This window comes from Paenibacillus periandrae, assembly GCF_022458865.1.
GTDB classification, from domain to species: Bacteria; Bacillota; Bacilli; order Paenibacillales; family NBRC-103111; genus Paenibacillus_S; species Paenibacillus_S periandrae.
The window spans coordinates 76,106-90,690 of the sequence record NZ_JAJNMU010000007.1 but is presented as its reverse complement, the minus strand read 5'-3'; the positions used below and the strand labels follow the sequence as shown (position 1 = coordinate 90,690).

At 44.7% G+C, this 14,585-nt stretch carries 14 protein-coding genes; 9 read left to right on the top strand and 5 right to left on the bottom strand.

The annotated features are described in order from the left end of the window. The first annotated feature begins 16 nt into the window (after nucleotides 1–16). On the top strand, nucleotides 17–1,978 hold the full coding sequence (locus LRL21_RS13030) for an ATP-dependent DNA helicase (RefSeq protein WP_240416218.1): 1,962 nt from the start codon (nucleotides 17–19) through the stop codon (nucleotides 1,976–1,978). Between the two features lie 8 nt (nucleotides 1,979–1,986). Here LRL21_RS13030 and LRL21_RS13025 read toward each other — a convergent pair whose 3' ends face one another. Further along, nucleotides 1,987–2,463 carry a hypothetical protein gene (locus LRL21_RS13025; RefSeq protein ID WP_240416217.1) on the bottom strand — a complete coding sequence of 159 codons (477 nt, stop codon included), beginning with the start codon at nucleotides 2,461–2,463 and terminating at the stop codon, nucleotides 1,987–1,989. Nucleotides 2,464–2,692: 229 nt separating this feature from the next. On the opposite strand from LRL21_RS13025, the gene LRL21_RS13020 reads away from it, so the two are divergent. Continuing rightward, complete coding sequence (locus LRL21_RS13020; protein WP_240416216.1) at nucleotides 2,693–2,881, top strand: hypothetical protein; 189 nt, start codon at nucleotides 2,693–2,695, stop codon at nucleotides 2,879–2,881. 6 nt (nucleotides 2,882–2,887) lie between these two features. On the opposite strand, the gene LRL21_RS13015 is transcribed toward LRL21_RS13020, so the two are convergent. The 4 genes from LRL21_RS13015 to LRL21_RS13000 all read right to left on the bottom strand — a co-directional run bounded on the left by LRL21_RS13015 (nucleotide 2,888) and on the right by LRL21_RS13000 (nucleotide 6,983). Beyond that, the gene (locus LRL21_RS13015) at nucleotides 2,888–4,093 is read right to left on the bottom strand and encodes a DUF4158 domain-containing protein (RefSeq protein ID WP_240416215.1); all 1,206 of its coding nucleotides are present in this window, start codon (nucleotides 4,091–4,093) and stop codon (nucleotides 2,888–2,890) included. A gap of 398 nt (nucleotides 4,094–4,491) precedes the next feature. Continuing rightward, the gene (locus tag LRL21_RS13010) at nucleotides 4,492–5,223 is read right to left on the bottom strand and encodes an NADPH-dependent F420 reductase (protein WP_240416214.1); all 732 of its coding nucleotides are present in this window, start codon (nucleotides 5,221–5,223) and stop codon (nucleotides 4,492–4,494) included. A 234-nt stretch (nucleotides 5,224–5,457) separates the two neighbouring features. Beyond that, entirely contained in the window at nucleotides 5,458–6,438 is a 981-nt protein-coding gene (locus LRL21_RS13005) for a zinc-dependent alcohol dehydrogenase family protein (protein ID WP_240416213.1), read from the bottom strand. A gap of 116 nt (nucleotides 6,439–6,554) precedes the next feature. Beyond that, nucleotides 6,555–6,983 carry a MarR family winged helix-turn-helix transcriptional regulator gene (locus tag LRL21_RS13000; protein ID WP_240416212.1) on the bottom strand — a complete coding sequence of 143 codons (429 nt, stop codon included), beginning with the start codon at nucleotides 6,981–6,983 and terminating at the stop codon, nucleotides 6,555–6,557. Between the two features lie 126 nt (nucleotides 6,984–7,109). Between LRL21_RS13000 and LRL21_RS12995 the strand changes: the two genes are divergently transcribed. From LRL21_RS12995 to LRL21_RS12965, 7 genes are all read left to right on the top strand, one after another. After that, the gene (locus tag LRL21_RS12995; RefSeq protein ID WP_240416211.1) at nucleotides 7,110–7,472 is read left to right on the top strand and encodes an extracellular solute-binding protein; all 363 of its coding nucleotides are present in this window, start codon (nucleotides 7,110–7,112) and stop codon (nucleotides 7,470–7,472) included. A 19-nt stretch (nucleotides 7,473–7,491) separates the two neighbouring features. After that, nucleotides 7,492–7,650, top strand: coding sequence for a hypothetical protein (locus LRL21_RS12990; RefSeq protein ID WP_240416210.1), 159 nt, complete (start codon nucleotides 7,492–7,494; stop codon nucleotides 7,648–7,650). Between the two features lie 455 nt (nucleotides 7,651–8,105). Further along, entirely contained in the window at nucleotides 8,106–9,044 is a 939-nt protein-coding gene (locus LRL21_RS12985; protein ID WP_240416209.1) for a carbohydrate ABC transporter permease, read from the top strand. Then, complete coding sequence (locus LRL21_RS12980; RefSeq protein ID WP_240416208.1) at nucleotides 9,037–9,879, top strand: carbohydrate ABC transporter permease; 843 nt, start codon at nucleotides 9,037–9,039, stop codon at nucleotides 9,877–9,879. The genes LRL21_RS12985 and LRL21_RS12980 overlap by 8 nt, the downstream gene beginning before the upstream one ends. Nucleotides 9,880–9,916: 37 nt before the next feature. Continuing rightward, nucleotides 9,917–11,389 carry an ABC transporter substrate-binding protein gene (locus LRL21_RS12975; RefSeq protein WP_240416207.1) on the top strand — a complete coding sequence of 491 codons (1,473 nt, stop codon included), beginning with the start codon at nucleotides 9,917–9,919 and terminating at the stop codon, nucleotides 11,387–11,389. A gap of 24 nt (nucleotides 11,390–11,413) precedes the next feature. Next, entirely contained in the window at nucleotides 11,414–12,832 is a 1,419-nt protein-coding gene (locus tag LRL21_RS12970; protein WP_240416206.1) for a sulfatase family protein, read from the top strand. Between the two features lie 158 nt (nucleotides 12,833–12,990). Continuing rightward, nucleotides 12,991–14,580, top strand: a complete 1,590-nt coding sequence (locus tag LRL21_RS12965) for a response regulator (protein ID WP_240416205.1) — start codon at nucleotides 12,991–12,993, stop codon at nucleotides 14,578–14,580. Nucleotides 14,581–14,585: the final 5 nt, after the last annotated feature.

Sequence of the window (14,585 nt, the reverse complement as noted above, 5' to 3'; positions counted from 1 at the left end):
TGGAGGCACAATAATAGTGGAGCGTTACCCTTTTAACTATGATCCAAGACAATCCTTTACCCAGCAGGCTGGCGATTGGATAGCTGATGTATTTTATGATATCCTGCCGGAATCCGGCTTTGAGGTTCGTGACGAACAGATTTATATGGCTTTTCAGCTGGAAAGAGCGTTTGCTGAAAAACAGACCATATTTGCTGAGGCCGGGGTGGGAACAGGAAAGACGTTAGTGTATCTGCTGTACACGATTTGTTATGCGCGTTATATGCGCAAGCCGGCCATTATTGCCTGTGCTGATGAGTCATTGATCGAGCAGCTCGTTAAGCCGGAGGGGGATATTGCGAAGCTGGCTCAGCATCTGGGCTTGGCGATCGATGCCAGACTGGGCAAATCACCGGATAAATATGTATGCCTGGTGAAGCTGGAGGAGGCACGTATGAGGGCGGCGGATGCCGATCTGTTTCAGGATCTGTATGAGAGCCTGCCTGAATTTGTCCACAGCTACAAGCCGCTGCAGTCGTTTCATGCCTATGGAGATCGTAAGCATTATCCGCATATGAATGATGAGCAATGGGAACAAATCAACTGGGATACGTTCCAGGATTGTTTTACCTGTGAGAAGCGGCATCGCTGCGGTCAGACGCTGTCAAGGGATCATTACCGCAAGTCGGGTGATCTGATTATTTGCTCGCATGATTTTTATATGGAGCATATTTGGACATACGAAGGACGCAAACGGGAAGGCCAGCTGCCGCTGCTGCCGGATCACTGCGCGGTTGTATTTGATGAAGGACATCTATTGGAATCTGCCGGACAGAAGGCTTTGACCTTTAAATTAAAGCATGTCGTATTTGAAGCGCTGATCGTTCGCCTATTGGAGGGTGAAGTGCGTGAGACGCTGGCTGTACTCATAGATGAAGCGATTGTCCAAAGTGAAACGCTGTTTGATGTGCTGGGACTTCAGAGCAAGGCGATACCGGGTACCGATCGGAAGCAGGTTATATTGAATGACAAGCTGATTCGAGAGGTGCAGCGCTTCCGTAGTGTCCTTACGGCTATAGAGGAAGAGCTGGTGTTTGAGAGCGAGCTGTATACGTTGAACGATTACCAGCTGCGTATTGTGGAGGAGCATCTGGAAATGATGCAAAAGGCACTGATTTTATTTGAGCAATCCGACAGTCTGATTTGTTGGGTAACGGAAAGTGAGGATGGGCTTACTTTGGCGATTATGCCGAGAACCGTGAAGGAAGTGCTGCGGGAGCAAGTATTCAACTCGTCCAGTATGCCTATCGTGTTTTCGTCAGCGACTTTATCTGTTGAGGGTTCCTTTGAATATGTGGCCGATAGTCTTGGGATTGAGCAGTACACATCCTTTTCCGTGGCTTCTCCTTATGATTATGCACAGCAAATGGAAGTGATCATGCCGAAGTGGTTGGAGGGAGGCAGCTTTACTGAAAAGATGCGGGCAGCATCGAGCCTGCTGGAGCGGACGCAAGGAAGAGCGCTGCTGTTGTTTCCAACTAAAGACGATTTACAGCAGTTCAAAAAAGAGATTGGACATTATCCGGCCTGTACTGATTTGCGTCTTTTGTTCGAGGGTGATCAGGAAATCAGCCATCTGATTTCAGAGTTTCAGCGTGACGAGCAAAGTGTATTATGCGCGGTTACATTGTGGGAAGGGCTTGATGTACCAGGCCCATCACTCTCCAATGTGATCATCTGGTCACTGCCGTTTCCTCCGCAGGACCCTGTTTTTATGGCCAAACGCAAAGCAGCCTTGAATCCTTTTGAAGAGGTGGATCTGCCCTACATGCTGCTGCGCCTGAGACAAGGAATCGGACGGTTAATTCGTACCCGCGGCGACAGCGGCATTATAGCTATACTCAGTGAGGACAGCAAGGAACAGAGCTTGATACGGGGTCATATTGAGGCGGTCCTGCCTGCCGGGGTTCAGATCAAGAATTCATATGAGCTGGTTTAAAATCAGGCTCAGGTAGCTTTAGCAAATCCTTCTTCAAGACAGTACTGCGCTGCTTCCTCATAGGTTTCAAACGCGGATTCCAGATTGGCTCCAGCATACACATACCATAGTTCATCTTCAAAGGTTACCACAAGGGACTGATTATCAGGACCTTCCCAACGCTCCTTTTGCGTGCTTTCAGTGCGCGGGGGCGTTTTTTGGGTTGAAGTATCCGTCAAGGAAAGGATCGATTCGGCAACAAGGGCACGAAGCGCATCCGCCTCATAGTCACGAATATTGACAAATCCTTTGTTATCGGTAGAGTAGCCCCGCAGCCGGCCCGCATAAATAAATCCGTTTCCATTCGGGTGCAGGTGGTAGGCTACGTTCTTTTTATCATAGGCGCTTTGCTCATAGCTGAAATTAACGCGGCCTAGTGATACATCGCTGCGTGTAAGCTCTGGAAAAGACTCCATAATCGCAAGCTTTTGTTCAAAGGTAAGCATAAAAATCCTCCATCTATCATTTTATCGTGCTAGTGATTATAACACACACTTCAAGCCGTACCAAGCTCATGATAAGGAATAGAAAACAAAGCATCCCTGCGATAGGGATGCTTTGTTTGGTTAGGAGGGGAGAACCAAACACCTTTATAGTGAGGCGCGCTGGGTTCATCCCCGGAAATATCGCATAAGCGCAGGCAGATCCTTGACAGCGAAGCTTGTCACGTAAAGCTTGAAGTACGCTAATCTCATAATTCATGCGATTAATTCGCTCTTGACCTTTTTCATCTTTCTCGACAATGATTTCTTTGTTAACGATTCGGATTACTCCATCGATGGGGATATCTTCGATGAGAGGAAGATAGTGCTGGCCGGTGTCCGAATATTTTTGACCAGCTCCAGTGCACGAATCACCGGCTGATGCACTTCATTGTTTGATCGGAATTCCAAGATACCTAATATTTCGGGCGCCATACGGCGATAATGACTCCCATAGGAAGCCCGAATAATGGTATGGATTTTCTCTCGATAGGCTGGCCCTGTAATGTTTGAATTCTTTTATCAAATCCCGTAACGTTTGCCCATTTACGATCGGATAAATGACATCACGAATAATTCCATCCGGGTTATTGATGGCGGACTGTGCCAAATTGAATAGAATGCCGTACTTATTGCTTACCCTACGTAATTCATTCAGAAATTCCTTTTCGACTTTTCGTTCCGCCCGCACGCTTATCCGATGGACGATTTGATTTAGCAACTCGATCAAATTATCCGTGATTTCCATACTTCTTAGCCAAAAGAAAGAGGCTAACAATGTGTATCGGATCGGATCAGGATGGCGGCGAAGTTCCCTGAGATCCTCTGTTGCGGTTCGCTGCCGATACTTGGTTAATACTGTAAGAGGGATATCACGAAACAGATCATCCGGAAGTTCAAGATTTCGAATCGTTCGCAGCTTGCTGACCTCTTTTAACACACTTTCGACCCCTGGTTTACCTGGATCAGCCTTTAACTCCTGAAAAGAAAGAAGTCCTTCGCCACCGCTTGAACCGCCCTGGTCATCATCAAGAAATGCGATGCTCTCCACGAGAGAATCTAATTTGGACAAAGATACCACAGGCAACTTTTCCAGCGTGGCTTGAAAAAATTGTTCCTCGTAAGTGTGGATTGCAGTTCTGATAAGCTGCTCGATACGATCCGCTGTAGGCGGAACAATTTTCATCTCTCTGAATCGCCGATATACAGTTTCAACCAAATGTTCGAAATCGTGATCTTGGAACAAAACGCTTTTGCATAGCCAATCGATCATCTCTTCTGCATCTTGCATGGTATCCTCACGAAAGCCAAAAAACTCCCTGATTTGAGTTCGGTGATAAGTGATAGAGCGTCCCGTCCAATCATATTGTGCGTACAGCTCCGCCGGTGTTTCGATCTGCTTTGCTATGTATTGAATGATGACTTTGGGAACTTCAAATTTATGCAAGGGGAATCGCGCTTCGTATTGGAAAAACTTAAACAGAACAAAAAAAACTAACCTAGTCTCCCCCGATCTGTTCCCGACTTGCTGCATTTCATTCGGAAGAAACGCAAAATGCTCAATTAACTCGTCCAGCTCCCAATTTCGCTTCACATGATCCCCTCCGAGAAGTTCCTAAAATGGTCAGTATCGGAATAATTGTACTGGATTTAGTTTATAGTCCCTTGTAGAAGTAGGCAATGAACATATGAAAAACTTCAAAGTTCCATAGACAAAATTATTTTCGGAACTTGTATATTTCGGGTTTAAAAGGATCACCTATGCAAGGCGCACAAAAAAAGCAGCTCCGAGTATTTGCCTGAAGCTGCGTTGATCGATGTGTTGTCCAAGATAGAGGGCACCTGTTAAGTTTCTTTTGTTTGAATTACATATTTTCACACATGTTTGTTTTTTTTAAAAGTGTAATGCTGGGTCTATTTTCTTATGCTCTTTAACATGTTTTGAGCTATTGTAATTTTCATGAACCTATCAAGTCAATCAGGGTTCCTAAATTAGGAATTATATATTTCTCTATTTGTTCTAACAATATCTTCGTGTGATAATTCGGCTGGGGCAGCTATAAATTTCTCTATCACCTTATCCCGTAGGAAAGGGGCATTTTCTTTTTGGGCCCTTTTTAAAGCCTGGGTAAGTTCTCCCTTTGTTAGTTCTGTGCAGTATGCTGGAGTTCCTGGTTGCTGTCTCCACGAATCACTTAAAGAACCGCTATCTACAGTGTCAAAGCCTAGCTCGTTTACTATATCCATAATTATTTTTTTTTGAGATAGGTCATCGCCAGCAACTGCTATAGCAATTCGTCCACTAGTACCTTCGGGAGTTCCTTCATTTTTTAAAGTAAAGGCTAATAAATTGTTGAAAGCCTTAATTACAGGTCTACCTAATTGATTTGTAACCCACAAACTTTCAACCACCCCGTTCTCAATTTCTTCAATTCTCTTGTCTCTTTGAGGATAATAATTTGAAGTGTCTACAACGATCACTTCTTCCCCAACGTTATCTACAACATGGCGAATACTTGGCAGTGCGTACAGAGGGATTGATATTATAAGTACATTAATATCTGTAATTACATCTTCTACACTCACACGTTTTCCTGTGAGGACTTTTCCTTCCAATCGTTCAATTCCACGAGCATCTGCAATTTTGACATCATGTCCATTCTTAACTAATTTTTCAGAAATAATTGACCCTATGTTTCCTACACCTATTATTCCAAATTTCATTTTTTATTTCTCCTTTTTAGTTTTTTAATACTTTTTTAACATCAATGAATCGATTTTAACCCCTCGTGTTTACTACAGCGCGGCGGATAAAGAACCCCATGACCAAGCTAATCATTCCTATGATCATCACGAACAGAACACGTCTTGTAAAATCCTACCGTTAACTTGTCCTTTCGAGATTACGCCGCTCCTGTGGGCGGCATGATGTGGTGCGCTATATCCATTGGACCGGCGTCAGTTGCTGATAACGATCTTGCCGAAGTAATCCCCCTGCTCCATGTAGGACACAGCAGTGGGTGCCTCGAGGAACGGGAAGACGCGATCGATGACCGGTCGCAGCTGTTGCGCCTCGATCACCCTGTTCATGTCCTCCAGGTCGCTCCTGCTGCCGCCGCCAATCGTGCGCAGAGTTGCTCCGCTATAGGTAAAGTCGAGGAGGTTCATGCCAGTCGTGTCATGCGTGATGTGCCCGACCAGCGAGATGACGCCGCGATATGCAATGGCCGCAATCGACTGAGCGATGGTCCCGGCGCCACCGACCTCTACAATTACGTCGGCGCCACGACCGTTGGTGAGAGCGCGCACCTGGGCACCCCAGTCCGGCGTGGTGGCGTAGTTGATCACGTCGCTCGCGCCAAGCTCGATCAGACGTTCTGCCTTCGTCTCCTTTGACGTCGTGGCGATCACGCGGGCTCCTGCGGCGCGGGCGAACTGCAGGGCGAACAGCGATACGCCGCCCGTTCCCTGGATCAACACCGTGTCCCCGGCACCAGCTCCTGCCACCGCCGACCACGCCGTGACCGCAGCGCAAGGCAAAGTCGCCGCCTCGGTGAAGTCCAGGTGTTTGGGCATCATGACCAGCCCCTGTTGGTCGATCACGACGTACTCCGTCAGCCACCCGTCGAGGTTCGTGTGGTACAACAGGCTATGCTCGCGCTGTGGTCCACCGAACCAGGTGGGGTGGAACGAGTTCACCACCCGGTCACCAACCTTGAAACGTGTCACGCCGGGGCCTATTTCCTCGATGACGCCGGCACCGTCAGACAGGGGCACGCGACCGGGCGGCACCGGGTAACGGCCGTCCAACATGAACAGGTCGCGGGCGTTGAGCGAGCTGGCGCGCACGCGCATCAGCACCTGACCGACGCCGGGCTTCGGCGTCTGTTCCTCGACGAGTGCGATCATGCCGGTGTCGGACATCTTGAACGAGCGCATTTGTGTTTCTGTATTTGTTACCATCAAAATCATTCCTTTCTTTTAACCATTATTTTATTTGTTGGTTTAATAAATGGATGTTATTTAGCATGCTAAATATATATGCTAGAGACGACTTATAATAAGTCACACTCCATTTGCTTCAATAGCTGCCTTAGAAGTAAGCGATCGGCCGGTAAAATTGAATGCAGTAATTTTTCTTGCTGCTGTTTCCATTTGAAACTAACCGGTTCCTCTAATTCTTTGCCTTTGTCTGTTAGAAAAATCCGCATTACCCTAGCATCATGTTTATCTCTTGTACGGTATATAAATCCGTTTTGCTCCAGTGATCTAACCATATTTGTTACCGTAGGTGGTTCACATTTTAAATATTCACATAACTGCATTTGTGTTATTCCATCGCCGCCTATCCACAAACGAGCAAGTAAATTATCTTGGCCTACATAAAGGTTAAGTTCCCTTAGAGATTCGCTATAATCTCGGCGCATTTTGGAAGAAATCCTATCTAAAGTCTGACGAATATCACAATCCACATTATCTGTCATTAAAACTCCTCTTCAGTTAAATTTTATTTAGCTTACTAAATATATCGCGATAAAATCCTTATGTCAACATAGGGTAGTACTTAAGGGCTTACCATTAAGCACAACTTTGATGCCTGATAAAATAATATGTACTCGGAACCACCGAATCCCGAGAGTGAAATCCAGAAGAAAATCGAAGCATACACCAACACCAAGCTCCAATTCACATGGGTGCCGGCTAGCACTTATAAAGAAAAAGTCAATGCAACTATAGCTTCGGGAGAACTTCCAATGGCTATTCTGGTTACAAATAACAAGGATTCCAATATTGTATCGGCTGTGGAGTCGGGCATGTTCTGGGAAGTTGGCCCCTATTTAAAGGATTATCCTTTCCTTAGCAAAATGAATAAAGATACACTGAATAATACATCAGTCAACGGTAAAATTTACGGATTGTTCCGCGAGAGTGATCTGGTTACTCATCAATCCAACAAATCCGCTCATATCTAACACCTTTAATACCAAGGGTGTGGAATTAGCTACGGCTATTGATGATGCCAAGACGAAATTCATCTATGGCAAAATAGATGAGGCTGGATGGAACAAAGCAATTGAGGAATGGCGCAAAAACGGCGGCGACAAGATTATGGAAGAATATGCTGAGAACTTTGCCAAATCCAAGAAGTAAAAACAGAAGAGACTGGTTACCCATGAACTGTAGACAGGAGGGCGGACACTTTGTATAAAGTGCCACCCTCCCGTTTCATTATGCATGTTTGTGTCGGATTCTCCAAACTACACGGATCATATATGGATGGGATTAAAGGTTTCTATGTGGTTGCAATAATGATTAAGATTCATAGACAAAGAAAAGAAGCGTCGGGGATAGGATTAATGGTTGATGGCTTCTTGGGGAGGAAGGGACTGGTCGGTCTTTTTCTATGGTCGGTATAAGATAGCGGTTGCCGGAAGACGAGCGGCCATTAAAGATTGTCTCTATTATCTCCTCCCATTTGAAATAATTGAGAAAATAATGACCCAATCTGAAAATATTAGACATCCAATCTGAAAAGTGTCTCATTACCCATTCTTAGGGCAGCACTTATAATAATAAATATCACAACAGTGGGATGGGGGTTCAAAATGGAAAGATTGTCAGCTGCGTATAGTCAGGCACAGAGAGTAGAAAGAAAAGGAATTGGCCATAGAATATGGAAGGCCAGATATGGTTACCTGTTTTTGCTTCCTGTATTTTTGATCATGGGGATCTTTAAGTATTACCCTGCTGCCACAGCGGTAATTATGTCTTTTTTCGAATGGAATGGGTTTAATTATCGTGAGTTCATTGGACTGGGTAACTTTATATCTATGTGGAGTGACGATACCTTTGTAGCTTCACTGAAGAACGTATCGGTTATCGCCGTGACGGATATTGTTAAAACCTTGACGGTGCCCCTGCTCGCTGCGGAACTTGTGTATTGCGTGAGTTCCCGTAGAGCGAAGGAAGTGTATAAATTTATTCTCGTCCTCCCGATGGTCGTCCCAACAATGGTCATTATTTTAATGTGGAAATGGATTTATAACCCTACTTTTGGAGCACTTAACCAGGCTTTAGGCGCATTCGGGACAAATAGCAATCATGCTTGGCTGGGAAGTGCGGATACCGCGTTATTCTCTATCATTGGTGTAGGCTTTCCTTGGATCGGGGGAATTGCGTTTCTCATTTATTTGGGAGGATTGCAAGCGATTCCAGAGGAGCTATACGAGGCTGCTCGGATCGACGGAGCAGGATTACTGGATAGACTGCTGAAAATCGATCTCCCGCTGATTGCAGGGCAGATGAAAGTATTGATCGTCCTTTCCTTGATTCATTCGATGAACAGCTTCGAGAACGTGCTTGTGCTGACCAATGGAGGTCCCGGCAATTTTACGATGGTTCCGGCGCTGCATCTATACCAGCAAGGGATTACCTATAACAAGATGGGCTATGCAAGCGCGATTGGGGTTTTTATGTTTGCCATCATTTTTGTACTGACCATCATCAGCTACCAGTTTAAGAAAGCGGGGAAGAACCATGGATAGAGGCGAAAAAGCACGTCAGAAGAGGAGCCTGAATCAAATCGGGATACACATCATTTTGTTTATGCTGGCATTTTGCACATTGTTCCCCTTTTATTTAATGGTGAACTCTTCTTTTAAATACAAAATGCAGATCGTGGACAACGTATGGTTCATGACACCGCCGTTTCATTTGGATAATTACATGAATGCGCTCCGGCAAATTTCTCCGTTTATGTTTAACTCCATTATCGTTACTTCGGGGATTGTGGTTGGTGTCATCATTATTTCCGTGATGGCCGGGTATGCCTTCGTCCGTTTCGATATGCCGGGCAAAGAACTCCTTTTTTTTCTTATCATCTCTTTGATGATGATTCCTTCATTTCTGCTGCTGCTCCCTCAATTCGTGCTAGTTAATAAGATGGGGCTGCTGAACACATACGCTGTACAAATCCTGCCGCCGGTCGGAGCTTTGGCGCCGATGGCCGTTTTGCTGGCAAGAACATTTTTCTCATCGTTATCGGTCTCTCTTTTTGAGGCGGCAAGCTTAGACGGAGCGGGAGAATTCATGATTCTTTTGCGAGTCGTAATTCCATTATCGATGCCTGTAATTGCCACAATTGCCGTCATCGATTCACTGGCCGGATGGAACAATTTTATTTGGCCTTTGATGACCGCTTCACAAGAGAGCGTCAAACCCGTCATTATCGCACTGCAGGGGATTATGAGTAATTCTCAGAATGAACAAGGGGTGCAATTGGCTGGATATGTGGTGGCATCAATGCCACTGCTGTTATTTTTCATCTTTGCCACGAAGCAATTTGTTTCCGGACTTAGCTCCGGAGCAATCAAAGCTTAAGATCACCATTACTTTATGAGAAAAGGGAGCGTTAACAATGAATAACAAAGGTAATCGGGTAGGATCGAGGATGTTGGCGGTTGTAGTCTCACTGGTCATGGCGTTTACGGTATCGGCATGCACGATTCAGGATCCAAACGAATCCAAGGCCGGGAGCACTAAAAACACAAATGCAACAGTAACTATATCCTGGGGCGTACAAAAACCGAAGAAAGAAGCGGATGAGGGTGTATACAACAAGGTCATCAGCGAGTATATGAAGGTGAATCCAAAGGTACAAGTGAAAATGGCTTATACCGAATACACGGATGATGCTCAATGGGTTACTTGGCTTAACTCGCAGCTTCTGGGTGGTGCTGCCCCCGACGTGGTGTGGACCTGGCATGTTCCGGCTATGGAAAACTACCGTAAAGGTCTGGTTGTGGACCTTAAACCTTATCTCGAAAAGCAGAATCCATATGATTCCAAACAGCGCACCTGGTGGGACAGCTACTCAACCGGATTGATCAATCAGAACATGGATAATACGAATGGTACTGTACCGTCAGCACCCCTTTCTACCGTGGCGGTGAAAGTATTTTATAATAAAAATTTGTTTGCAAAGGCGGGAATAACAAGTAATCCAAAGACGTTCGGTGAACTTCTTGCCGCATCCGAGAAGCTCAAGTCCGCGGGTGTTGTACCGTTTATTGCCCCCAACAAATCCCCGGTGGACAATGTGTTCAACTGGCAGCATCGGATGTTTATGGATCAAATGATTGCTCCGATTATACCACAGCTGGATTTGGACAAAAACGGCCTCGTGGAGCTAAATGAAATTGTAGCCGGTACGCAGAAAGGGATTATCGACCTGGAGAAATCACCTTGGACAGACAGTGCGGAACTGATTAAAACGTTCTCCAAATACTGGTATCCGGGTTATAACGGAATTGATACCGCAACAGCGACAGATTTGTTCATCAAGCAGGAGGGTGCCATGATGATGCAAACCGGAAACAATTTGAAAACATTTATAGACAATCCTGACCGCAAATTCGATATCGGTTTCTTCTCCTTCCCTTATTTAACCAAGCAGGATTCTCCGAATGCAGTCGAAAAGCTGTATGAAATGGGTGGATCTCCAATAAACAATTTCTCCATTCCGAGTGCGGTAAAAGGAGAGAAGCTCGATGCCGCGGTAAACTTCCTGCAGTTCTTGGCCTCAGAAAAGGGTGCCGCACTGTTTGCTGAAGGTCTTTGGTGGACACCTGCGACCAAGGACGCCGTTCTTCCCGAAGCCCTGAAAGGAATGTATATCGAAGGAAACACTTCAAGCTTGAGACTGCTTGCGCCGCAAACGAATCAAAAACTGTACCAGGATGATACGATGGTAGGACAGTTATTCCTCGAGGGTAAGACCACTACGAAGGAGTTTAATACGATATTGAACAAAGACTTGAAGTCGAGTGTGGAGCAACTCAGCAAGCAGAACGGTTGGACGGAACAGAACGGTTGGGGTTTAAAGAAATAATCTTAGGAGACGGGGTCATTTTTCATGCCAAATAATTTAGAACGTCCTAATTTGTTGTTTGTTTTTTCCGATCAGCACAGATGGTGTGATTTAAACTGTTATGGAAATACCCAGGTTATCTCTCCCCATTTGGATGCATTCTCTAAAAAGTCAGTGCAGCTGGAGAATTGCATCGCTAACAGTCCGTTATGTGTACCTTCACGTGGATCGATGCTCTCAGGTTTACATCCATTAAAACATGGAGCGGCAGGGAACGATTTACCATTATCTGATGATGTTGAAACCGTTGGTCACGTGTTAGCTGATAGTGGTTACCACACGGGTTACATAGGAAAGTGGCATTTAGCCGGAGTGCCGCGAGATCAATCTATTCCTTCAGGAAAGCGGAGATTCGGTTTTAAGGAGTGGAAGGTAGCAAACTGTACACATGATTATTTGCATTCTTACTATGATGATGAGGAGAACGTGCGTCATCCGATTGAAGGTTACGAGCCTATCGAACAAACGAATCTCGCTTTGGATTTTATCCAAAGAAATAGCGGTCAACCATGGGGATTAGTACTTTCGTGGGGCCCGCCTCACGATCCTTACGCTCTTGTTCCTCAAGAATACGTTGATTTATATAAAGATATTGACATTCAATTAAGGGATAATGTAGGCGAAAGAGCCTTATCATTAAAAAAAGAAGGTGCAAATAGAGAGGATATTATAAGAGACATTAAGGGATACTATGCCCATATAACCGCGTTGGATAAGCAATTTGGACGAATAATCAAACAATTGGAGCAAACCGGACAACTTGAGAATACAATCATCGTGTACACAAGCGATCATGGCGATATGTTAGGTAGTCAAGGCCAGTATAATAAGCAGCTGCCTTATGAAGAATCTATCAAGGTGCCGCTGCTAGTCTTTTGGCAAGGGCGCACAATTACATTAAAACGAAATGAATTAATTGGTTTGGTAGATTTACCGGTCAGCGTGCTTGGACTTATGGGACTTCATTTCACCAATAATGTGGATGGAGAAGACCTGCATAATCTTTTTACTAACCAAGAAGCACAAGGAAAAGAATCCTGTTATATCCATGATCTTACGGCTTGTCACATATCAGTAGTGAGGGGAACACCACAGTGGAGAGGAATTCGAACCGAACGTTACACGTATGCGAAAACTGTGCATAATGAAGATTGGATGCTTTACGACAATATAGAGGATCCGTATCAAATGAAAAATTTAGTTAGCCATCCCGAAATACAAAATAGTAAAGAGGAATTGAACCGAAAATTAGACGAGTATATAACCAAGCATGATGGGCTTGTGCCGTGGGATGATTTGGCTGAACAAACGGGACTTAAGGATAAATGGGATGAAAGTCAAGCGCATTTTTTAAATATTTGGCCGGGTCTTGTTAAAGCTCCGAATGCGGCAGAACAAGGATAAATCCGTGATCAGCTGTCAGCCTGCAACAGGCAGAGGCCTTTATACAATGTAAATGCTGAGTCGCCATACGAACGGTACGTTCGTATGGCGACTTTTATATCCTGCCTTTGTGGGAATTTGATATAATTTTATTAAAAGAGATGTAGGGGGCCTGCGCTTTGCTAAAAGTCATCATTGCGGAAGATGAGCAGTGGATCAGGAAAAGCATTGTGAAGTGCATCGAATGGGAGCGTCTTGACCTGGAATTAGTCGCCGAAGCTTCTGATGGAAATAAGGCGCTTGAACGGGTACGTTGCCTTAATCCTGATATCATCCTCATAGATATCCATATGCCTGGTTTTAACGGTTTGCAGCTAATGGAACATTGGGCGGCGGAGGGATTTAAACCGAAATTTATTATCATCAGTGGCTATAATAATTTTGAGTATGCACAGAAAGCAATTTCTTTCGGGGCCTTTGCTTATTTACTTAAACCGATCAAACGTGAGGAAGTAAACGAAACCTTGGCCAAAGCATGCCGGGTTATTCATATGGAACGGGAAATGCGGACTAATCTGGAACAGGTGAAAAAGCAATTGAACGTCGGCATTCCGCTGATAAAAGAACGAATTATGTTCGATTATTTGTCGGGACGGGATAACAGTACATCTCATCAGGATATCGCCTATTCCCCCTATTATGCTGTACTTGTGTTAGGGTTTGACAACTATTTAAAAAGAAACGTAAATCGAGAAAATATTAAGCAAGATATTAAAGGAACTCTCGCTATCATCGAAGCGATATTAATGAAATGTGATGAAGGTATTGTATTTGAGAGGGAAGAGAACCGGATTGTTGTCATTCTTGGTCTGCAAAGTGACCGGGAACCAATCCATCTTGCAGTGGCAAAACGCATACTGTCAGAAATTAGGGGCAAAGCGTACACGGTAACGATCGGGGCTGGAAATATTCACAGTCATGTTTCACAAATAAAACAATCCTATAATGAAGCTTTGAAAGCCTATCGGGAAAAGCTCATTATCGGTGGCGATAAAATTATTACTCCGCTAACGGTACCTTCTGGTCAATTCGTTGTTCCGGAAGATCACATTAAATCGACATGCATGGCTGTGGAGCTTTCTGATATTAAGGGGATTCGGCTGGGAGTACAGGTCGTTCTCAGCAGCGTCGTCCATCTAGGACCCATTTGTTATGACACTGTAGCGAAGCTCGTATCACGGTTGCTTGACGCAACTGTGGAGCTGGCACTCCGCTACGGGATCCAGGAAAAATTCTATGAAGAAAGGGATTTGGAATATTTGGAGGGCATCGATTCATTAACCGACTATTTAATTTCAATTCTAATCACCATCACCGGTAAAATATCGTCCGCCAAAGAAAACAAAGGGCTTAAAGCCATCTCAGCCGCTTTAGAGTTTATCCAAAGCCACTATACAAAAGATATTTCTCTCGAGATGCTTGCCTCACACGTGAGCTTAAATCCTAATTACTTGTCGGAAATGTTTAAAAAGGAAACCGGAACTAATTATACAGATTATGTCGTCTCTCTTAGAATTAAAAAAGCCCAGGCGCTCATGCAAGAGAACCCTTGGCTCAGCATCAACAAAGTAGCCGAGCTTGTCGGCTATGGAAATACTCGTTATTTCTCCACTTTGTTTCATAAGAAAACGGGATTTCGCCCATCCGAATTCAAGCAACTGGTATCAAATTCAACGACGAATGTCGCAGAAGAGGAATTCGATGAATAACGAGC